19 protein-coding genes are annotated in these 21662 nt (G+C 70.2%); 13 read left to right on the forward strand and 6 right to left on the reverse strand.

Annotated elements, in window-relative coordinates; translation table 11 throughout:
- Positions 1-73 precede the first annotated feature (73 nt).
- Positions 74-1465: an aldehyde dehydrogenase family protein gene (locus U3653_RS19360; protein ID WP_195081078.1), complete on the reverse strand. Its 1392-nt coding sequence runs from the start codon at positions 1463-1465 to the stop codon at positions 74-76.
- A gap of 158 nt (positions 1466-1623) precedes the next feature.
- Here U3653_RS19360 and U3653_RS19365 point away from each other — a divergent pair, with 158 nt between their 5' ends.
- From U3653_RS19365 to U3653_RS19415, 11 genes are all read left to right on the forward strand, one after another.
- A complete protein-coding gene (locus tag U3653_RS19365) occupies positions 1624-2601 on the forward strand; it encodes a glycosyltransferase (protein WP_195081077.1) in 978 nt (325 codons plus the stop codon).
- Between the two features lie 31 nt (positions 2602-2632).
- Positions 2633-3925, forward strand: a complete 1293-nt coding sequence (locus tag U3653_RS19370; RefSeq protein WP_195081076.1) for a glycosyltransferase — start codon at positions 2633-2635, stop codon at positions 3923-3925.
- Between the two features lie 8 nt (positions 3926-3933).
- A complete protein-coding gene (locus U3653_RS19375; protein ID WP_195081075.1) occupies positions 3934-4905 on the forward strand; it encodes an NAD-dependent epimerase/dehydratase family protein in 972 nt (323 codons plus the stop codon).
- A 120-nt stretch (positions 4906-5025) separates the two neighbouring features.
- Positions 5026-6648, forward strand: coding sequence for a carbamoyltransferase family protein (locus U3653_RS19380; protein ID WP_195081074.1), 1623 nt, complete (start codon positions 5026-5028; stop codon positions 6646-6648).
- A complete protein-coding gene (locus tag U3653_RS19385) occupies positions 6645-8144 on the forward strand; it encodes an HAD-IIIA family hydrolase (protein ID WP_195081073.1) in 1500 nt (499 codons plus the stop codon). The genes U3653_RS19380 and U3653_RS19385 overlap by 4 nt, the downstream gene beginning before the upstream one ends.
- The gene (locus U3653_RS19390) at positions 8141-9184 is read left to right on the forward strand and encodes a glycosyltransferase family 9 protein (protein WP_195081072.1); all 1044 of its coding nucleotides are present in this window, start codon (positions 8141-8143) and stop codon (positions 9182-9184) included. Before U3653_RS19385 ends, U3653_RS19390 begins: the two co-directional genes overlap by 4 nt.
- A complete protein-coding gene (locus U3653_RS19395; RefSeq protein ID WP_195081071.1) occupies positions 9181-9744 on the forward strand; it encodes a D-sedoheptulose-7-phosphate isomerase in 564 nt (187 codons plus the stop codon). The genes U3653_RS19390 and U3653_RS19395 overlap by 4 nt, the downstream gene beginning before the upstream one ends.
- On the forward strand, positions 9741-11138 hold the full coding sequence (gene rfaE2, locus U3653_RS19400; RefSeq protein WP_195081070.1) for a D-glycero-beta-D-manno-heptose 1-phosphate adenylyltransferase: 1398 nt from the start codon (positions 9741-9743) through the stop codon (positions 11136-11138). Before U3653_RS19395 ends, rfaE2 begins: the two co-directional genes overlap by 4 nt.
- 8 nt (positions 11139-11146) lie before the next feature.
- On the forward strand, positions 11147-11836 hold the full coding sequence (locus U3653_RS19405) for an SDR family oxidoreductase (protein ID WP_195081069.1): 690 nt from the start codon (positions 11147-11149) through the stop codon (positions 11834-11836).
- On the forward strand, positions 11827-12777 hold the full coding sequence (locus U3653_RS19410) for a glycosyltransferase family 9 protein (RefSeq protein WP_195081068.1): 951 nt from the start codon (positions 11827-11829) through the stop codon (positions 12775-12777). Before U3653_RS19405 ends, U3653_RS19410 begins: the two co-directional genes overlap by 10 nt.
- Complete coding sequence (locus U3653_RS19415) at positions 12770-14092, forward strand: UDP-glucose dehydrogenase family protein (RefSeq protein WP_195081067.1); 1323 nt, start codon at positions 12770-12772, stop codon at positions 14090-14092. The genes U3653_RS19410 and U3653_RS19415 overlap by 8 nt, the downstream gene beginning before the upstream one ends.
- A 159-nt stretch (positions 14093-14251) precedes the next feature.
- On the opposite strand, the gene mhpA is transcribed toward U3653_RS19415, so the two are convergent.
- Complete coding sequence (gene mhpA / locus U3653_RS19420; RefSeq protein WP_195081066.1) at positions 14252-15841, reverse strand: bifunctional 3-(3-hydroxy-phenyl)propionate/3-hydroxycinnamic acid hydroxylase MhpA; 1590 nt, start codon at positions 15839-15841, stop codon at positions 14252-14254.
- Positions 15842-16172: 331 nt separating this feature from the next.
- Here mhpA and U3653_RS19425 point away from each other — a divergent pair, with 331 nt between their 5' ends.
- Positions 16173-17393, forward strand: a complete 1221-nt coding sequence (locus U3653_RS19425; RefSeq protein ID WP_195081065.1) for an MFS transporter — start codon at positions 16173-16175, stop codon at positions 17391-17393.
- Positions 17394-17482: 89 nt separating this feature from the next.
- Here U3653_RS19425 and U3653_RS19430 read toward each other — a convergent pair whose 3' ends face one another.
- The 4 genes from U3653_RS19430 to U3653_RS19445 are packed head-to-tail and all read right to left on the reverse strand — an operon-like array spanning position 17483 to position 20626.
- Positions 17483-18220: an IclR family transcriptional regulator gene (locus U3653_RS19430; RefSeq protein WP_195081064.1), complete on the reverse strand. Its 738-nt coding sequence runs from the start codon at positions 18218-18220 to the stop codon at positions 17483-17485.
- Positions 18221-18224: 4 nt separating this feature from the next.
- On the reverse strand, positions 18225-18632 hold the full coding sequence (locus U3653_RS19435; RefSeq protein ID WP_323124285.1) for a nuclear transport factor 2 family protein: 408 nt from the start codon (positions 18630-18632) through the stop codon (positions 18225-18227).
- Positions 18629-19873: a DUF3500 domain-containing protein gene (locus U3653_RS19440; protein ID WP_195081063.1), complete on the reverse strand. Its 1245-nt coding sequence runs from the start codon at positions 19871-19873 to the stop codon at positions 18629-18631. Before U3653_RS19440 ends, U3653_RS19435 begins: the two co-directional genes overlap by 4 nt.
- A 12-nt stretch (positions 19874-19885) precedes the next feature.
- Positions 19886-20626 (reverse strand): FadR/GntR family transcriptional regulator, encoded by a 741-nt coding sequence (locus tag U3653_RS19445; protein ID WP_195081403.1) that lies wholly within the window; start codon positions 20624-20626, stop codon positions 19886-19888.
- 76 nt (positions 20627-20702) lie between these two features.
- Here U3653_RS19445 and U3653_RS19450 point away from each other — a divergent pair, with 76 nt between their 5' ends.
- Positions 20703-21557 (forward strand): fumarylacetoacetate hydrolase family protein, encoded by an 855-nt coding sequence (locus tag U3653_RS19450; protein WP_195081062.1) that lies wholly within the window; start codon positions 20703-20705, stop codon positions 21555-21557.
- Positions 21558-21662: the final 105 nt, after the last annotated feature.

Consider the following 21662-nt stretch of genomic DNA (forward strand, 5'->3'; position numbering starts at 1 on the left):
CCGCCGCACCCCAGGTCAATCAGCCGTGTCTTGGTTCGGTGACCGCGAACTTCGCACATCGCGGGCCGGTGGCCTAGCTCGGGGCCGCGCGCAGGTGCACGACCTTCGTCTGGGTCATCTCGTCCAGCAATTCCGGCCCGTAGCCGAAGCCGGATCCGCTGGCGCGCCGCGGGTGCGCCGCTCCGCCGGGCGCGCCGCCGAAGACGGAGTTGATCTTCACCGTGCCCACCGGCAGTTCCCGCCACGCGAGCTGGGCATGGGCCATCGAAGGCGTCAACACGGTGGCCGCGAGACCGTAGTCGTCGGTGGCGGCCTCCTCGATGCCGTGCTCGAACGTGTCCACCACTCGCACCGGCGCGACCGGACCGAAGGTTTCCTCCCGCATGATCCGCATGGCCGGATCGCACTGTGCCAGCACGGTGGCCGGATAGTGCGCACCGGCGCCGTCCGGCAGCACACCGCCGGTCAACAGCTCGGCGCCGTGCTCGACCGCGTCGCGGACCTGCGCGTGGACCTGCTCGCGGTGGCGCCGGTCGACCAGCGGGGCCGGCTTCCACGACTCGGCCTCGGCCACCAAGGCCGCCAGGAATGATTCCGCGACGTCCCGGTGTACGAAGATCCGCTCGACCGACACGCAGATCTGACCGGAGTTCGCGAACGCGCCGAGGGCCGCCTGGCCGGCCGCCCAGACGGGATCCACTCCGGCGTCGACCACGAGCGCGTCGTTGCCGCCGTTCTCCAGCAGTGCCTTCGCGCCCGTGTTCGCCACGCTCCGCGCGATCGACCGTCCCGTGGCCGTGCTGCCGACATGCGCGACGACGTCCACATCCAGCCGCGCGGCCAGCAGCGCGCCCACCCTTCCGTCGCCTTGCACCGTCTGCAGAACGCCCTCGGGAAGCGTGCCGGCCAGCAACTCACCGAGCAGACCTCCGGTATGCGGCGCGCGTTCGCTCGGCTTGTACACGACGGTGTTTCCGGTGACCAGTGCCGCGCCGAGCAAACCGCAGGACACCGCAACGGGATCGTTCCACGGTGTCAGGGCGACGACGACGCCGCGCGGTTCCCACACCATGAGATCGGTCGCTTCGAAAGCCCCCTGCAGGCTTCTGCCTCGGTGCAGCGGTCCCAGTTCGGCATATTGCTCCAGCGTCGCGGCACCCGCCAGCACCCCCTCCTTGCTCTCCGACCGCGGACGTCCGGTTTCGAGCCGGTTGAGTTCGGCCAACTCGTCGGCGCGCTCGCGCAGCAGAGCGGCGCCGGCACGGACGGCGGCGGCCCGCTCGGCCGCCGGAGTACGCGCCCACGCGGATTGCGCGCGATTTGCCATACCCACTTGCCGATCGATCTGCGCGAGATCAGTCATCGGCACCTTGCCGACGGCGGCTCCGCTGGCGGGATCGACGATCTCGATCGTTTCGGTCGCGCGGAGTCCGGTGGCGGACGGGGCAGCGTTGGGTGCGCTCATGTCGCGGCCATTGCCTGGCTTCCGCGGTTCAAACCGGTCGTGCCACAGCCGTGTCGATATCGCCGCACGGCACGTTCACCAGGCTCGATAGCTGAGAGGTTGCTGCCGTGCCGCGCCGACCAGGTTTGATCCGGCGGTAATAGGCAAGAGCTACCGGCATGGCCGAAAAGACCGAGCGGCTCACGGTGCTGCTGTGGCACGTGCACGGCTCATGGACGACGTCGTTCGTCCAAGGGCGGCACCGTTATCTGCTGCCCGTGCTGGCAGGCGGCGGACCGTGGGGCCGTGGACGGTGCGGTCGCGACTGGCCTTCGGCGGCGGAAGTGCCCGCGGATCGCTTGCGCGAAACCGAGCCGGACGTGGTCGTGCTGCAGCGCCCGGAGGAAATCGATCTCACCGGACGCTGGCTCGGTCGTCGCCCCGGGGCCGATATTCCCGCCGTCTACGTCGAGCACAACGCCCCGCGTCCCAGCGCGGCCACCACCAGCCATCCCCTGTCCGATCGCGCCGACATCCCGCTCGTGCACGTCACCCACTTCAATAACTTGATGTGGGACAACGGACGCGCGCCCACCCGGGTGGTGCCGCACGGAATCGTCGACCCCGGCGCGCTCTACACCGGTGAACTGCCCCATGGCGTGGCGCTGATCAACGAACCGACGCGGCGCGGGCGGATCACCGGAAGCGATCTGCTGCCGGACTTCGCGATGGCGGGACCGATCGACCTGTACGGCATCGGCGCGGCCGATTACACGGCCGACAGATCCACCGGCCACCCGATCCGCGGCGTCGGGGATCTGCGGCAGTCGGCGTTGCATCCGGAAATGGCGCGCAGAAGGGTGTATCTGCACACCGCGCGCTGGACCTCGCTCGGATTGTCCCTGCTGGAAGCCATGCACTTGGCCATGCCGGTGGTGGCCATCGCCACCACCGAGGCCGTCATGGCCGTGCCGCCGGAAGCCGGTGCGATCTCCACCGACGTCGCGGCGCTCACCGCGAAGTTCCACGAATTCCTCCACGAACCCGATCTCGCGGCGCTCGCGGGCAAGTCGGGACGGCAGTTCGCGCTGGAGCACTACGGCCTCGGGGTCTTCCTGCGCCGGTGGGATGCCCTGCTCGCCGAGGTCACCGAATGAAGGCAGTGTCCCGGAGAGAGAAGGCGGAATCATGAAGATCGCGATGGTGTCCGAACACGCCAGCCCGCTCGCCGTGCTGGGCGGGGTCGATGCCGGCGGGCAGAACGTGCATGTCGCCGAGCTGTCCGCGGCCCTGTGCGGGCAGGGGCACGAGGTCACCGTCTACACGCGCAGGGAGGACGCCGACGCGCCGGACACGGTCACCGCCGAACAGGGTTACCGCGTGGTTCACGTTCCGGCCGGTCCCGCTCGTGTGCTGCCGAAGGACGAGTTGCTGCCGCATATGGTCGAATTCGGTGTCTTCCTGCGCGAGCAGTGGCGCGACGTCCGGCCGGATGTGGTGCACGCGCATTTCTGGATGTCCGGGCTCGCGGCCTTGTCGGGGGCACGCCCCACCGGCGTTCCCGTGGTCCAGACATTTCACGCGCTGGGCGTGGTGAAGCGCCGCCACCAAGGCGCCGACGACACCAGTCCGGCCGACCGGGTGCGCCTGGAGCGGCTGATCGCCGAACAAACCGACCGCATCATCGCCACCTGCACCGACGAGGTGTTCGAACTCGCCAGGTTCGGCGTGCCCCGGTCCAGGACCTCGGTGATCCCGTGCGGCGTGGATCTCGCGCAGTTCACACCCGACGGACCGGCGGAACCGAAGTCGGCCGAGCACCGGATGATCAGCGTCGGAAGATTGGTGCCGCGAAAAGGTTTCGACACCGCGATCACCGCGCTCACCAGCCTGCGCGACACCGAGCTGGTGCTGGTCGGCGGCCCGGACGACGCCGAACTCGCCGACGACCCGGAGGGCAAGCGGCTGCTGACGCTGGCGGAGGAGCTGGGCGTGCGCGACCGGGTGCACATGCTGGGGCGGGTGCCGCGGACCCGGATAGCTCCGCTGCTGAGATCGGCGGACGTCGCGGTGTGCACACCGTGGTACGAACCGTTCGGGATGACGCCGCTGGAAGCGATGGCATGCGGCATTCCCGTGGTGGCCACCGCGGTGGGTGGTCTCATCGATACCGTCGTCGACGGTGTGACCGGCAGGTTGGTCCCTGCGCGCGAGCCGGCGGAACTGGCCGACGCGGTAGGCGATCTGCTGACCACGCCCGGGCTCAGGGAGCGCTGCGGCCGCGCCGGGCGCGAGCGCGTCGAAGCGCGTTATTCATGGGACCGGATCGCCACGGAGACCCTCCACGCCTACCACCGGGTGATCGCATCCGGCGCCCGCCGCGGGAGCGGGCCCACCGATGGCGGTGCGGTCGACGTCGCGGAGCTTCCTCCCGAGGCGCCGTCGACTGACCACGGTGTGCGCGCGAGCGGTCAAGGATAGGCGGCGTCATGTCCGAACCCCGCGAACGTGCGTTGGTCACCGGCGGCTGCGGATTCGTCGGATCACACCTGTGCGAGCAGTTGCTCGACGCGGGCACCACGGTGGTCGCGCTCGACAACTTCGCCACGTCCACACCGGACAATGTCGCCCGGCTGCTGGACCGCCCCGGATTCGAACTCGTTCAGCACGATGTCACCGAGCCATTGCCCGCGATGGGCGTTTTCGACGTCGTCTTCCATCTCGCCTCGGCCGCATCGCCGCCGGACTACCTGCGCCTGCCGATCGAGACATTGCGGGCGGGCGCTCTCGGCACCGCCAACGCCATCGACGCGGCCGAGCGGAATCGGGCTCGTTTCGTGCTCGCGTCGACGAGTGAGGTCTACGGCGACCCCGCTGTCCACCCGCAGCCCGAGCATTACTGGGGTCACGTCAATCCGGTCGGCCCGCGCAGCGTCTACGACGAGGCGAAGCGGTACGCCGAGGCCTTCACGATGGCCTTCCGCCGGGAACGCGGGGTGAATACGGGAATCGCCCGGATCTTCAACACCTACGGCCCCCGCATGCGTACCGACGACGGCCGGATGGTGCCCACCTTCATCGCCCAGGCGTTGTCGGACGCGCCGCTCACCGTCGCGGGCACCGGCGAGCAGACCCGCTCACTGTGCTATGTCGACGACACGGTGCGCGGCCTGCTCGCGCTGGCCTCGACCGACCATCCGGGCCCGGTCAACATCGGCAATCCGCACGAGACCTCCGTGCGCCGCCTCGCCGAGGAGATCCGGGCGGCGATCGGCAGCCGTTCCATCGTGACGTATGTCGACGGCGCCATCGATGATCCGCAGCGGCGCTGCCCGGACATCTCGCTGGCCCGGCGTGCGTTGGGCTGGTGGCCGTTGGTCGACAGGGAGGAGGGCCTGCGGCGCACGATCGATTGGTTCGCCGGTCGAACGACCGAGCCGGCCGAAGAATCCGTGCGCTGACCGGGGCCGGACGGCGAAGCGGTTTAGTCGTGACTTCAGCGGGTAGCGCCCCCCTTGTATGCCAGCGGGCGAACCGACAGGTCCCGCGCGTCTCGAAGTCTCGAACAGAAAGGCGGCCCGGTGCGCATTCTCGGAATCAACGCGATTTTTCATGATCCTGCTGCGGCTCTGATCGTGGACGGCGAGATCGTCGCGGCCGCCGAGGAAGAGCGGTTCACCCGTCGCAAGCACGGCAAGCGCCCGGTTCCGTTCTCCGCGTGGGAACTGCCCGAACAGGCGGCCGCCTGGTGTCTGGAGCGAGCGGGGTTGCGTCCCGATCAGCTCGACGCCGTCGGCTACTCCTACGACCCGCGACTGGTCGACCATTCGCTCGGCGGTCTGGATCGCAAAAGCGAGGCGACCAGAACGGACTACGCGTTCCGAGCGCCGGCTTTCCTCGCGGCCGCGTTGCCCGGACTCGATCCCACGATCGTGCGTTTCGTGCGGCATCACTTGGCGCATGCCGCGTCCGCGGCTCTGGCGGCCCCCTCCGGCGACTCGGCGGTGCTGGTGGCCGACGGACGCGGGGAGAGCCAGTCCTATCTGGCCGGAGAATACCGAGACGGCAAGTTCGTCGAGCTGGCGGCGCAGCAGCTGCCGCACTCGCTCGGATTGATGTACGAGGATCTCACCGCGCATCTGGGATTCACCAGATCCAGCGACGAATACAAGGTCATGGCACTGGCCTCCTACGGAACGCCCCGGTTCCTCGATCGGTTCCGCGAACTGGTGTACGCCACCGGCGACGGCGGTTTCCGCACCGAGCCCGTGCGCTGGCCGGACTTCGCGCCCGCGGTCACCGACGGCGAGTTCGGTCGCGATCACGCCGACCTCGCCGCGAGCGTCCAGCGACGACTCGAGGACGTACTGCTGGAGTTGACCTCCTGGCTGCATCGCCAGACCGGGCAGCGAACCCTGACCCTGGCCGGTGGTATCGCGCTGAACTGCGTGGCCAACAGTCGTCTGCACGCCGAAGGCCCCTACGAACGGATCTGGGTGCAACCCGCGGCGGGCGACGCAGGCACCGCGCTGGGCGCCGCGCTGCAATTGGCGGCGGAATTCGGGGAGCGCGTGACCCCGATGCCGGGGGCCGACCTCGGACGCGAGTGGACGGACGCGGAACTGGAAACCGTTCTCCGCACGGCCGAGGTCCGCTACACCAAATCCGACGACATCGCGGCGGAAGTAGCGCAGGCGCTCGCGCAAGATCAGGTCGTCGCCTGGTTCCAGGGCCGGGCCGAATTCGGCCCGCGCGCACTCGGTCACCGTTCACTGCTGGCGCATCCGGGCCGATCGGAGAATCTCGAACGCCTCAACGACGTGAAAGGGCGCGAGCAGTTCCGGCCCCTGGCACCGATGGTGCTCGCCGACCGGGCGTCCGAGATCTTCACCCGCGGACCGCTGCCCAGCCCGTACATGCTGTTCGTGCACGACGTCGCGCCGCGGTGGCGGGAGCGGATTCCGGCCGTGACCCATGTGGACGGCACGGCGCGGGTGCAGACCGTCGATCCCGCGGACAAGCCGGTCCTGGCGCGGATGCTGGCGGAGTTCGAGCGGCGCACGGGTCTGCCGGTGGTGATCAACACGAGCCTGAACACGGCGGGCAGGCCGATGGTCGATTCCCCGCGCGACGCCCTCGAATGCTTCGGTTCGGCGCCCATCGATCTGCTCGCCATCGGGTCGTTCGTGGTCCGCCGCCCATGAACGGCCACACCGTGGACTACAGCATCGTGATCCCGACCATGGGCCGGGAAAGTCTTCGCGTGCTGCTCGCGTCGCTGGCCACCGCGTCGGGTCCGAAGCCACGGGAGATCATCGTGGTGGACGACCGGCCCCGCGAGGGGGACCTCCCGCTGCCCGCGACGGCGCCATCGGTTCAGGTCATCCGCTCGGGTGGACGCGGACCCGCCGCGGCCAGGAACGCGGGATGGCGGCACGCGTCCGGCACCTGGATCGCTTTCCTGGACGACGACGTGCTCACCGCGCCGGATTGGCCTGCCCGCTTGGCCGAGGATCTGCACGGTCTCGACGACGACACGGCGGCTTCCACGGCCCGCATCGAGGTTCCGCTGCCGAAGCACCGCAGGCCGACCGACGCGGAGCGCGGGATCGCACGGCTGGCCACGGCGCGCTGGATCACGGCGGACATGGCCTACCGCAGGTCAGCGCTGGTCGCGGTCGGCGGCTTCGACGAACGATTCCCGCGCGCCTTCCGTGAGGACGCCGATCTGGCGCTGCGGGTCTGTCTGGCGGGCTACGCCATCGCCGAGGGCCGGCGCGTCACTCGTCACCCACTGCGCGAATCGGGCCCCATGGCCAGTGTCCGAGCACAACGCGGCAACGCCGACAACGCCTTGCTGCGCCGGAAGTACGGCGCTCGATGGCGGGCCCGGATCGGCGAAGAGGCCGGGCTCCTGCGCCGCCACGCGCTCACCACGGCCGCAGGCGCCGGGGCCATGGCGCTGGGCCTCGCGGGCCGCGAACGCCCTGCTCTCGCGGCCGCGGCGGTGTGGCTGGCGCTGACCGGTGACTTCGCCGCGCGCCGCATCGCACCCGGCCCTCGCACGGCCGCCGAGATCGGCCGAATGACACTGAGCAGCGCGCTGATACCACCGGCGGCATGCTGGCACCGGCTGCGCGGCGAGCTGCGCCACCGCGACGCGACCCACGCCTCGCCCCTGGCATTGCTGTTCGACCGCGACGACACCCTCATCGTCGACGTCCCTTACCTCGCCGACCCCACCGAGGTCCGGCCGGTGCCCGGAGCCGTCGAGGCGCTGCGCAGAGTCCGCGCGGCAGGCATCCAGGTCGGCGTCGTGAGCAACCAGTCCGGCGTGGCGCGCGGGTTGATCAGCCGCGAACAGCTGGCGGCGGTGAACTCCCGGGTCGATGAGGTGCTCGGGCCGTTCGGGACGTGGCAGGTATGTGTGCACGGCGAAGGCGACGGCTGCGGGTGCCGCAAACCCGAGCCGGGCCTGATCCGGCAGGCCGCGGCGGATCTCGGCGTCGACATCGGCAGGTGCGTGGTCATCGGCGACACCGGCGCCGACGTCGCCGCCGCGCAGTCCGCGGGCGCACGCGCGATCCTGGTGCCGACGGCGCGAACCCTTCCCGACGAGGTGCGGCACGCCCGTCGCGAAGCGACCGTGGCGCGGGATCTGACCGAAGCCGTCCGGCTGGCGATGGCGGGTGTGCCGTGACCGGCCGGGCGCTGGTGGCGCGCATGGACAATTTCGGCGATGTGCTGCTGGCGGGGCCGTGCGTGCGAGCGGTGGCGGCACACGCCGATTCGGTGACGCTGCTGGCCGGCCCGCGCGGCCGGGCCGCCGCGGAGCTCTTGCCCGGTGTCGACCAGGTGGTGACCTGGCGCGCGCCGTGGATCGATCTGGAGCCGCCCGCGGTCACGCCGGCGGGCATCGACGCTTTCGTCGAGCGGATCCGCGCGCTCGAGGTGGACGTTGCGTTGATTCTCACGTCTTTCCACCAGTCCCCACTGCCGCTGGCGCTGTTGCTGCGGATGGCCGGTGTTCCGTGGATCGGGGCGATCTCGGAGGACTACCCCGGTTCGTTGCTGGATCTGCGCCATCACGTCGAGGGCGATCCGCCCGAAGCCGAACGCGCGCTGTCGCTGGCCGCAGCGGCCGGTTTCCGGCTGCCGCCCGGTGACGACGGGAAACTCGCCGTCCGGCAGCCGTTGCCGAAAGTCGGCGGGCTCACCGGCGAACCGGGTTACGTGGTCGTGCATCCCGCCGCGTCGGTGCCTGCGCGGCAGCCCTCATCGTCCCGGTCGGCGGCCATCGTCGCCGCGCTGACCGGCGCCGGTCATCGGGTGATCGTGACCGGCGCACCCTCCGACCGGCCGCTCACCGGCGCGGTCGCGGGCAGGCACGGCCTCGATCTCGGCGGAGCGACCACCTTGCCCGAGCTGGCCGCGGTGCTGCGCGACGCGAGCGTCGTGGTGGCGCCCAACACGGGCCCTGCGCATCTGGCCGCGGCCGTCGGGACCCCCGTGGTCTCGCTGTTCGCGCCGGTCGTGCCCGCCGAACGGTGGGCGCCCTACGGCGTGCCGGTGGCCATGCTCGGTGACCAACGCGCGCCGTGCCGCGGCAGCAGAGCCAGGATCTGCCCGGTGGCGGGCCACCCGTGCCTCGACTCGATCGCCCCCGAGCAGGTCGTCACGGTAGCCGAAGAACTGGGTGCGGGCAGAGCTGCGCGTCCGCGGACAGGAGGTGCGCGGTGATCGAGGAGCATTTCGCGGCGTTGCATGCGGCGCTGGACCGCACCAGCTGCTTCGCACCCGATATCCGCAGATGGGGACGGCATCTGGCGGTCGTGCTCGACAACGGCGGGCGACTGCTCGCCTGCGGCAACGGCGGCAGCGCCGCCGAAGCCCAGCACCTGACCGGTGAACTGGTCGGCCGCTTCCGCCACGAGCGCCGTCCGTTCTCGGCGATCGCCCTGCACGCCGACACCTCGGCCGGCACCGCGATCGTCAACGACTACGGCGAAACCGAACTGTTCGCCCGGCAGGTCCGCGCGCACGGCAGACCCGACGACATCCTGATCTTGCTGTCCACCAGCGGCACCAGCCAGAACGTGGTGGCCGCGGCGAAAGCCGCGCACGACATCGGTGTCACCACATGGGCCATGACCGGGCCCGCGCCCAATCCGCTCGCCGCACTGTGCGACGACGCCCTTGCCGTCGACGCGCCCACCACGGCCACTGTGCAGGAAGTGCATCTGGTCCTGGTGCACGCCCTGTGCTCGGCCCTGGACGACGCACTGGGGGTACCGACATGAAACCGTTGGTCGTGATCGGCGACAGCATGCTGGACGTCGACATCGAAGGGGTCGCCGAGCGGTTGTCGCCCGAAGCGCCCGTGCCCGTGGTCGACGTGGAACGCCAGTGGACGCGCCCCGGCGGCGCCGGATTGGCCGCCGCGCTGGCCGCGCAGTCGGTCGCCGAGGTCTCGCTCATCACGGCGACCGCCGACGACCACGACGGCCGCACCCTCACCAGACTCCTCGAGCAGCATGTCCGAGTCGTTCCGATCACGTTGCGCGGCAAGACGATACGCAAGACGCGGGTGCGCGCCGCAGGGCAGTCGCTGCTGCGACTGGACACCGGCGACGGCACCGCCGACGGCGGCTCGCTGAGCGCTTCGGTCACCAGGACACTGCGGGCGGCGGGCGCGATTCTCGTCGCGGACTACGGCCGAGGTGTCGCCGCGCACCCGCGGATCAGGAGCCTGCTGACCGAACTTGCCCGGTCCGTACCGGTGGTGTGGGATCCGCATCCGCGTGGCCCCGCGCCGACACCCGGGACGCAGCTGGTCTCGCCGAACCTGAAGGAGGCGCGGCAGTTCGCTCCGGGATACGTCGAGCCCGACGAGCTGGCGAAGGTGCTCCGGGACGAGTGGGCAGCGGATTCCGTCGCGGTCACCACCGGTCCGGGTGGTGCTGTCCTGGCCAACGGGAAGCGGCTCACCGTCGTTCCGGTCCCCGCCGGAGTTCGTCTCGCCGGCCATTCCGGCACCGACACCTGCGGAGCTGGTGACCGATTCGCCTCGGCCGCGACCGCCGCGCTCTTCGACGGCTGCACGGTGGCCGACGCCGTGTCGCACGCCGTCGACGCGGCGGCCAGGTTCGTCGCGGCGGGCGGCGCGGCCACGTTGTCCACGTGCGACAGCGCGGCCGTCGCCACGACGGGCGCGACCGAGCCGAACGAGTCGGCATTCGAGGTGGCGGCGCGGATCAGGGCGCGCGGCGGCAGGCTGGTCGCCACCGGCGGCTGTTTCGACCTGCTGCACCCCGGCCACGTGAGTTTGCTGCGCCAAGCGCGCGCCATGGGTGACGCCTTGGTGGTCTGCCTCAATTCCGATGCGTCGGTGCGGCGCCTGAAAGGGCCGCACCGTCCGATCGTCACGGCGCGCGACCGTGCCCGGCTGCTGGCCGAATTGTCTTCGGTGGACGCCGTCGTCGTCTTCGACGAGCCGTCGCCGAGCGCGTTGCTGGACCGCCTTCGCCCCGATGTCTGGGTCAAGGGCGGCGATTACTCCGGCGTCGATCTGCCCGAGGCCGCGGTCGTTCGCGGTTACGGCGGCGAGATCGCGCTGATTCCCACTGTTCCCGGTTACTCGACAACACAACTGGTCGCCGCGAGCCGGGCAGGCGCGGGCGACCCGAGAACGTAAGGAGCACGATGCGCACCCTCGGCAATGTCCTGATCACCGGCGGCGCTTCCGGGCTCGGCGCGGCCGTCACCGCCGCCGTCCGCGCACACGGGGGCCGCCCCTACGTGATCGACCGGGTGGAGCCGCAGAGCCCCGTCGATTTCGTGCGTGCCGATCTCGCCGATACCGTCGCCGCCGAACAAGCCGTGCACGAGATCATCGAGCGCACGGGCGGCCGGATCGACGGCGTGTTCACCGCGGCGGGGACCGACGCGTGCGGGCCGCTGGACGTAGTGCCGACGAAGAAGTGGGAATACGTCGTCCAGGTCAACCTGTTCGGCACCGCCGCCGTCATCCGTGCCGCCCTTCCGGCCCTGCGGGAGACCAAGGGCACGGTGGTGACGTGCGCTTCCACCCTGGGCATCAAGGCGGTCGGGCACGCGACCGCCTACTGCGCGTCGAAATTCGGCGTCGTGGGCTTCACCAGGGCGCTGGCCGCCGAGACGGCGGGCAGCGTGGGGGTGACCCTGCTGATTCCGGGCGGCATGCACACGGCGTTCTTCGACGACCGCGACGAGCAGTACAAGCCGCCGCCCGACGCGAAACTCAACCAGCCTCAGGACGTCGCCGAGGCGGTGATCTTCGCGCTCCGGCAGCCGCCGGGCTGCGAGGTCAGGGAGATGGTCGTGTGCGCATCGGAAGAGGGATCGTGGCCCTGAGGCGCACGATCCTGGTGCTGCGCGCGCTGGGGCTGGGCGACCTGCTGACCGTCGTGCCCGCCTTACGCGGGATCAGGAACGCCTACCCCGACGACCGGGTGGTCCTCGCCGCGCCGCAAGCGCTGCGTGACATCGTCGACCTGATCGATGCAGTCGACGAACTCCTGCCGACCGCCGGGCTCGGTGCGCTCCGATGGCTCGGGGTCCCACCGAGATTCGCGGTCAATCTGCACGGCAAAGGGCCGGAGAGCATCCGTGATCTGCTGACGGCGCGTCCGGACGCATTCCTGACCCATCGCCATCCGGACTTCCCCGACCTGCCCGGCCCCGGCTGGCGCGACGACGTGCACGAAGTGGAGCGCTGGTGCCGGCTGCTGGAATACGGCGGGATCGACGCCGATCCCACCGCGCTGCTGCTACCGGCTCCCCTGCGGCCCTCCCCCGAGTCGAACGCGGTCGTGATCCATCCCGGCGCGGCCTATCCCGCGCGTCGCTGGCCGTCCGAACGTTTCGCGCGGGTGGCGCGTGAGCTCTGCGCCGAAGGTCATCGCGTCGTGGTCACCGGGAGCCGGGACGAAGTGCGCTTGGCGAACGCGGTGGCCGAGAAGGCCGGGCTCGCGCCAACGGCGGTGTACGCCGGGCGCACCGATCTGACCGAACTCGCCGCGCTGGTCGCCGACGCGGCGCTGGTCGTGTGCGGCGACACCGGCGTCGGGCATCTCGCCACCGCGTTCGGCACCCCGTCGGTGGTGCTGTTCGGGCCGACGCCGCCGCAGCGGTGGGGGCCGCCGGCGGACGCCGAACACCACATCGCCCTGTGGGCCGGAACCGTCGGCGATCCGCACGCCGATCATCCCGATCCCGGCCTGCTGATGGTGCGGCCCGAACACGTGCTCACCGTCGCGGCCGGGTTGCTCGGACAGCGGGTCCGCCATGGGTAGTCGCGTCGGTGTGGTCGGCGCCGGTTACGTGGGGCTCACCAGCGCCGCGTGCCTGGCCCACCTGGGACACCACGTGATCTGCGTCGACAACGACGAGGCCAAGGTCGCGGCGCTGCGCGCGGGGTCGGTGGCGATCGTCGAACCCGGCTTGCCGGAGCTGGTTCGCGAAGGGCTGCAGGAGAATCGACTCGTCTTCACCTCGGACCCGGCGGCGCTGCACGAATGCGAAGTGGTGCTGCTGTGTCTTCCCACGCCCATGGGCAGCGGAGGTACGGCCGACCTCGGTGTGCTGGAGGACGCGCTGAAGCGGCTGGCCACCGTCCTGTCGCCGGACTGCGTGCTCGTCACCAAATCCACCGTCCCGGTGGGAACGGCGGCGCGCATTCCCGCCCTGTCCGGCCTCGCGGGCACGGCGGTGGTCAGCAATCCCGAGTTTCTCCGGGAAGGCCACGCGGTCGAGGACTTCCTGCGCCCGGATCGGATCGTGCTCGGTACGACCGAGCGGAATCGCGAATCGGCCGACCGTGTCGCGGCGCTCTACGCCGGAACGGGCGCACCGGTGCTGCGCTCCGACGCGGCCAGCGCCGAGCTGGCCAAGTACGCCAGCAACGCGTTTCTCGCGGTCAAGCTCTCGTTCGTCAACACGCTGGCCGAACTGTGCGAACGGGTCGGCGCCGACATCTCCGAGGTCACCGGCGCGATGGGCATGGACGACCGGATCGGCCCCGCCTTCCTCGCGCCGGGCCCCGGCTGGGGCGGCTCGTGCCTGCCGAAGGACACCCGTGCGCTGTTGCGTGCCGCGGAAGCGTGGGGCGTGGACTTCGCCGTGCTCAGGGACGCTCTGCAGGCCAACGATCGGCAACAGGCGATGATGCTGCGCAAGATCCGCCGCGCGGTCACCGACGCGGTCGACGGCTCGCTGGCCGGAACCCGGATCGGCGTGCTCGGCTTGGCGTTCAAAGCCGGCACCGGCGACCTGCGCGACTCCCCCGCCGTCGCGGTCGCGCGGCAACTGTCCCGGCACGACGCCACGGTCACCGCCTACGACCCGTGTGTCCCACCTGGCACCCCCGGCCTCGACGGCATCCGCGTGGTGGACGACCCGTATCTGGTGGCGAAAGACGCGGGCGCGCTGGTGATCCTCACCGAATGGCCCGAATTCCGTTCGCTGGACTGGGCGAAACTCGCCACCGACGTCGACCGGGCCGTGATCGTCGACACCCGCAACCTGCTCGACGAACACCTGCTCAGCGGCACCGGCTTCACCTTGCTCGGCAACGGCACCGCCGAATCGTCCGACGCCGCACGGACCTGACGGCTCTGGGGCAGTCACCGAGACCGGCCGGGTCGGACCGGCGCCGTGCCGAGGTGGCGGGCGTAGATCCGGGACGAGTCCTCGACCTCGAACCAGGGCACGTCGCCGGCGCCACGCGCGATTCCGGCGACCGAGACGAGTGATCCCCGCGGCTGACGATCACACGGAAGTCCGTGCGCGACAACCGATCCGGGACAGGAACCCGTCGACGAGGTCGGCGGTGCCCGCGGCGCTGCTCGACCCGTAGAGATGGAAGTCGGGGCGGATGAGGACCGTGTCCGCGCCGAGTTCGTCGAACCAGGCGCGGTAGGTGCCGTCGACATCGTCGACGACGGCGCAAGCGCCCGCGGGGCCGGACAACGCGACCAGGTTCACGCCCAGAGCGCGCAGCGACGCCCGCGCGGCGGCCGGGATCGCCGTGAGGGCGTCCGCCGTACGGGTGATCACCGCGCCGGGGCCGCCGAGCGCGTCGTCGAAGAGCACCACGTCATCGCCGCCGACGCGGACCCGCCCTTGGCGCGCGAGCATTCCGCCGGTCGCGCCGACGTGCAGGCCGTCGCCGAGGCCGGGCCGCGGCGGCGCGGGCGGTTTCCGGCTTGCTTCCCATTCCGCGATCATCCGGGCATCGCGGGCCGCCGCCTCCGCCGGATCGGTGATGCAGATGACCTGCCCCAGCGAGGTCGAGAATCGCACGAACGCCACAGCGTGATGGATGCGTTCGCTGCCGTAGGTGTCGATGAGACTCTCGTCGGCCGCGCCTCGCAGGACCGCGTCGAGCTTCCACGCCAGGTTCATGGCGTCGCGCAGACCGGCGCCGAGGCCCTGCCCCGCGAACGGCGGCATGAGATGCGCGGCGTCACCGGCGAGCACGACCCGCCCTTTGCGCCACTCGGTGGCCCAGCAGGACTGGAATGTGTACACCGAATGCCGTTCGAGGTCCGCGTTGCCCGGCGTGAGGCCGTACGGGGCCAGCAGTTCCCACGCCTTCTCGGCGCGGTTGAGCTCGGCGGGCGTCTCGTATGGCAGCCGCATGAACTCCCAGCGCCTGCGTCCAGGACCACCGGGCACCATGGTCGAGGGTCGCCGCACATCGCAACTCTGCCTGGCCACGTGCGGGAACTCCGATCCCGGCCGTGGCTTCACGTCCACGACCAGCCAGTCGAAGAAGTAACCGTCGTCGTGCCAATCCATGCCCGCCCAGCCGCGGATCCTGCTGTTGGCGCCGTCGGCGCCGATGACCCAGTCCGCCGTCACCGACCGCTGTTCTCCGGTCGCGCCGCAACGAATGACCACGGTGGCATCGTCGGACCGCTGCGACAGCGCGATCGCCTCCCAGCCGCGCAGCACCCGCACGGTCTCCAGGCCCGCGATGATCCGGTCGAAGGCGTCCTCCAGGTCGGGCTGGTTGAAGAAATACGTGTTGTACCAGCCGGATTCCCCGCGTCCGCTCCAGTCGACCTCGACCAGCGTCTGCCCGTCGCCGTTGCGCCAGCAGTACATGTCGTCGTAGGGCTCGGTGATGTGCGGGATGGTGTCGGGAGCGAGACCGACGGATTGCAGGATCCGGGCGACGTCCGAGCAGTGGGTCACCGCGCGGGGCAGCGGATAACCCGCCTCGTTGCGGTCGACCACCACGACGGTGTGGCCTTGCCTGCCCAGCTTGACGGCCAGCAGCTTTCCCACTGGGCCGAATCCGACGATCAGCACTTCGGCGGTCGTCCGAAGCGGGGTGGCGGGACTGGTGTTCATGGCAGGTCCGTTCTGGCTCGTGATCAAAGGCTGCTGCGCGCGAGTGATTAGAAGGATGCGAGCCGGTGTGCCGCCGGTCACGGCCTGCGTCCCGTATTCCGGGACAGAACGTCGGATCGCGACGGCGGGTCCCGGCGGCGCGGTTGGTGTCCCGGAATCCGGGACTGGCGGGTTACCCAGGTCACAGTCGTCCGTCCAGTATGTCGTGCGTCACTCGCCGAGCCGGTTCGCGCCGCTCGCCAGACTGGAGACTGCTATGCAACTGACCACTTCGCCCGGGACCCCTGCAACTCCGGAAACCCGATCGCATCCCTGGGTCATCGTCCTGTGCATGTTCATCACCGTGATCGAGGGCTTCAATCTCATCGTGTACGGCTCGGTGGTTCCGCTGCTGTTGGAAGACACCACGCTGGGGCTGACCGACCAGGCGACCGGCTTGGTCGGCGGCCTCGTCTACATCGGAGCGATCCTCGGATCGGTGACGGCTCCTTGGGTGGCCGATCGGGTCGGCCGCAAGCGGGTGCTGCTGATCGCGATCGGTCTGTTCGCCCTGGGCGCGCTCCTGACCGGATCGGCGCTGAACGTGGTCGTGCTCGCGTTCGCGCGGTTCGTCACCGGTTTCGGCGTCGGCGGGTCGCTGACCACCGCCATGACGGCGGCCCGCAACAGCTCCGCCGCGAAGCACGCGTCGGTGGTCGTCACGATCACGATGGCCGGCATCCCGCTCGGCGGCGTCGCGGCGGCGCTGCTGGCCATCCCGATCCTGCCCGCCTACGGCTGGCGCCCGATGTTCTTCGTCGGGGCCGGCACCGCGCTGGCCATCATGATCGCCGTCGCGGCCATGACGATCCCGACCGACACCCCGCAGGAAGTGGCGGGCCGGCTCTGGTCGACCCGGCGCAAACTGCGCGTCATGTTCGCCGGGCGCGGCGCGGTGGCCACCGCGATCATCGCCGGGTGCGCGGTCGCGAACATGGTGGCCTGGCAGGGTCTCAACGTGTGGGCGACCCAAGCCATGGTCGACCTCGGTTACTCCCTCTCGGTGGCGTTGCTCATCACGTTCACGCTGACCGGAGCGGCGGTGGCGGGCTCGTTCGGCACGGCGCTGGCCGCCGACCGCCGTGGCGCGGCGCTGATCGGCATCCTCACCAGCGCCTGCACGGTGAGCGGGCTGGTGGGCATCCTGGTCTTGCCGCTGTCCACGGTGACCACGATCGGGTGCGTGGCGTTGATGGGCATCGGCGGCCACTCGACGATGAATCTGGTCCACACCACTACCGCGGACATCTTCCCGCTCCCCGTCCGCGCCACCGCACTGGGCTGGTCCAACAGCACGTCGTTCGTCGGCGCGTTTCTCGGGCCGGTGGTCGGCGGCAGCGCGATCGCGGCGGGCGGAGCCCACGGCGTCTTCTCCCTGTTCGCCGCGTCGGCGGCGGTATGCCTGATCGCGGTGGTGGGCCTCTACCTCGCGGACCGCACCGCACGCGGGCGATTCGGCCGGGCCGGCGACGATCCGCTGGCGGTGCCGACGGTATCGGCGGCAACGGCCTGAGTTGGTCCGTGAGATTCAGAGCCGGCGATCCGGGAGTGCCCCCGATCGCCGGTTCCGGGCGTTCGCAGTCGCGGCGACGAGAGGAAGGATCAGCGCCACGGCGTCGTCCCGGACGCGACCACCGCGGGATTGACCCGGCCGAGAGCCTCGATCGCATGGTCCCGTTTCTCGGTGAAGCGAGCTGTGGGCATGACGACGGAAACCGCTTGCAGCGCACCGGTCGGGCCGAGGAAGCCCGTCGCGACCGCGCAGATACCGAGGTCGTGCTCTTCCTGATCGATCGCGATATGCGACCGACGGACCTGCTCCAGACGCTCCATGATGCGCGCACGGTCGGTCACGGTCTTCGCCGTGAACCGGGTCAGCGGCGCGGACAGCAGGTCGCGGACCCGCTCGTCGGGCAGGTGCGCCAGCAGAGCCATGCCGAGACAGCTCGCGTGCAGGGAGAAACTCTTGCCCACCTTCGTGACGCCACGGAGGCGATCCGGTGACGCCAATTGATCGACCACGACGACCTCGCGGCCGCTGAACACGGCGAGCTCGACGTTCTCGTTGATCTCCCTGGCCAGCCGCGCCAACCGGGGCCGATTGCCCGACAGCAGTCGCAGGTGCGCGTTCATGCCGAATTTGAGCAGACCCGGTCCGAGGCTGTAGCCGTGACGATCGGCGACCCGCACGACGTACAACTCGCGTTCGAGGGCCTGCACGATCCGATGGACCGTCGACCGGGGCAAGCCGGTGCGACCGGCCAGTTCGGTCAGGGTGAGCGGACCGCGCCCCTCGGCGATGGCATCGAGGATCACCGTGGCGCGGCCGATGTCCGCCATCGCCTCAGCCCCTCGTCCACGTCCTGGTCACGGTCAGTTCGGTGAAGGTCCAGTCTCCGGAGTCCACCACCAGCGTGTACTCACCCAGGGTGTGCAAGACAGGTTCCGGCTCGAAGATCCACCGCGTGTAGTGAGCGTGCGCGCGCCACCGGTGCTGCTCGACCGGCGACACCCGCAGGTTGGTGACATCATGCCGGTGCGCCGATGGGAGCGCCCACAGGTTCGTGAAGAACTCGCGCGCATCCGCCGGTGCGTCGTAGCCGCCCGCAGGGAACCGCACGCGCGCCGATCCGAGCAACTCGACCGCCGCCTCGACGTCCTTGCGGTCGGCGATGTCGACGTAACGGTGCAGCAGTTCGGCGATGTGGTGACGGGCGACCTCGCCCGCCACCGCAGGGTGGTTCCGCGTCACGGGTGTTCCTGCTGCCACTGCCGTAGGTAGGCCCGACCGTAGTCGTTGCCGTGCGGGATACGCAGGACGGTGTGGACGTGGAAAGGCTTCGGGGTGTCGTAGTCGAGGAACACTCCGCAGTGGTGGTCGAGTTCGGCGATGATCACCGGCGACTGGATGCGGTAGTAGAAGACGTCACCCGGCTGGTGACCGCCGATCCAGCAGAACCAGGTCTCGGACAGGAAGTCGCGGACCTCGCGCATCCTCGCCGCCCGCGGGCCCTCCGGCAGCAGGCCGACGAACTGCTCGACGATCGCGAACACCAGCTCCTGCGCCTGCGAGGACAATTCGGCGACGCGCACGCCCTCGAACGGGATCTGCCGGTTGTCCTGGAAGGCGCCGGCGAGGTGACGCTCGTCGCCGGGATGGACCCGGCCGGGCGGCATCGCGGGATCGACCATCTGCTCGAAGACCGTGGCGGCGGCCCGCTGTTCCGGCGAGAGCGCGGCCATCAACCGCACACCGAGCTCGATCCGCGGGTTGAACGCTTCCACCCCGGCATGCTCGCCCGCATCGATCTCGTTCGGCTCGGCGCCGAGGAAGGCAGGGCCGATGACCATGCGACCGCCGACCACCAGGCAGTTCACCGCCATGTGGTGTCCGAAGATCTGCCAACCCCACGGCTGGACCGGATGCGGGGTGCCGTAGATGGCCACGTTGTAGCTGAACTCGTTGAGGATGCTCTCCAACCCGACGACTTCACCGAGGAAGCCGTTGATCAGCATCATGTTGTGCGCCAGTTCGTAGCCTTCCGGGCTCAACGACGCACGCATCAACGCCAAAGCCTTCTGCTGCACGTCCACGGGCTGGAACTCCAGGCGCAACCCGGTGTCGAACTGCATGAACTCCGGATTCGCCCAGGTCTGCCACTCCGGCGCGTCGACCGGATAGCGGATGCGCTCGCGTGCGTCGTCGTCGAGCGCGGCGAGCAGGGCCTGCGCCGCGGTCACCATCGCCGCGACGGGCGCTTCCTCGCCCGGCCGCGGCGGCTGGAATCGATGGACGTCCGCGCGCAGGTTCCCGTCCTCGGTGACGCCGCGGAACTCGTTGAGATACAACGGCGTCCAGCCCGCCACCAGATCACCGGTGAAGGTTCCCTGCTGCCTGGCGGCCTTGCGGTAGGTGTAGGCGTCCATGCCGCGCACGTCGGCCAGGCGCGGATGATCGTGGTCGAACAGGTAGCGGCGGAATTCTCCGGCCATCGCGGGTTCCTCTCACACGGTGGTGTCGTTGTGCCGGGTGACGACCTCGCGCACGGCGGGTTCGTCGCCCGAGGCAATGGCGGCGACCAGATCGACATGGATCTGGTACCGCTGGCGCCGGTAGGAGTCGGCATCACGGTCTTCGATGCGCGGTGAAGTCGTGTTCAGGTGGCCGAGCGTGCCGACGTAGACCGCGCGCGCCATCTCGTTCGGACAGATCGCCGCGATGCGCTCGTGCAGGGCCCAGTTCGCGTGCACGAAGTCGTCCCACGTCGGCGCGATCTCCAGCGCGCCGAGACGCTCTTCCAGTTCGGCGACATCTCGCGCGGTGCGATGCCGCGCGGCCGCGACATCGATCAGCACCTCGAGGTGATCCCGCAGCTCGATGGCGTCGGCGATCGCCGACGGCTCGTCGGTGACGTCGAGCAGCGTGCGGCGCATCCGCACGACGGGGCCGATATCGGCGACGAACAGGCCACCGTTGCGGCCGGGGCGGATCTCGAGCACCCCGCGATCCCGCAGCAACCGGACCGCCTCGCTGACCGTCGAGTACGCGAAGCCGGTTTCGGCACGCAGCGATTCCAGCGTGCCGATCGGCTCCCCCGGCGCCAGTCCGCCGCTGCGGATGCGCTCGTCCAACGCGGCGGCCAGCTGCTCGGCGCGCGTGCGCTGGGCGAACGCTCCGGCACGCGACTCGAAGACTTTCGACGGGGCGGCGTGCACCCCTTGCTTCCGCGGTGACCGTTCGGGCATAGTCACCATAGAACCATAAACCTACGAAGGTTTAAAAGGGTTTAGTTGTTTTTGCGGCATACAGGAGCAAGTGGACATGAGACTCGTCGGGATCAAACGCCAGGGCACCAGCAACATCGAGGTGGCCGACCTGTCCGCCGACGGCGAGTTCGTCACGGTGGTCGCCGGTCTGACCGAGTTCTGGGCGGATGCCGCGGGCTTCATGGCACGCGGCGGCACCGAAGTCATCGCGCGTGATCAGGTGACCCTGGTGCCGCCGGTTCTGCCCGACGCGCGTGTCGTCTGCATCGGCCTCAACTACCTGAAACACGTCGCCGAGGGCAGTTTCCGCGCCGAGCCCCTCCCCGAGTACCCGACGCTGTTCGCCCGCTGGCCCGCGTCACTGACCGTCGACGGCGACGAGATTCCCGTGCCCGCCGACGAGGCCGGTCTCGACTGGGAAGGCGAGGTGATGGCCTGGGTCGGCAGTCGGCTGGCCGACGCCACACCCGAGCAGGCCCTCGCCGCGGTCGTCGGCTACTCCACGTTCAACGATGTCACCGCGCGCCGTGCGCAGAAACTCACCTCGCAGTGGATCCTGGGCAAGAACGCCGACCGATCCGGCCCGCTCGGCCCCCTCGTCCCCGCCGCCGAAGTGGGCGATCTGCGCGACGGCTTGCACATCACCACCCGGGTGAACGGCGAAACCGTCCAGGACGCCCATACCGACGAGATGGTCTACACCGTCGGGGACACGCTCGCCCATATTTCCCGCACCTTCACCCTGCGACCGGGCGATCTGCTGGCTACCGGAACGCCGTCGGGCGTCGGCTACGCCCGCACCCCCGCCTGGCTGTTGCAGCCCGGCGACACGGTCGAGGTGGAGGTCGAACGGCTCGGCATCTTGCGCAACACCATCGTCGGCAACGAGGGCCGTACGGCCGACCGGTGACGATCGACCGGCTTCCGTCGTCCGGCACGTATCGCCGCCGACGGCGGATCTCTCCGTCACCCGTGTTCCGCGGGAACGGTGAGCGTCCCGGCACCGCGCCGACTG

It is taken from the genome of Nocardia implantans, from assembly GCF_035544775.1.
GTDB lineage: Bacteria > Actinomycetota > Actinomycetes > Mycobacteriales > Mycobacteriaceae > Nocardia > Nocardia implantans.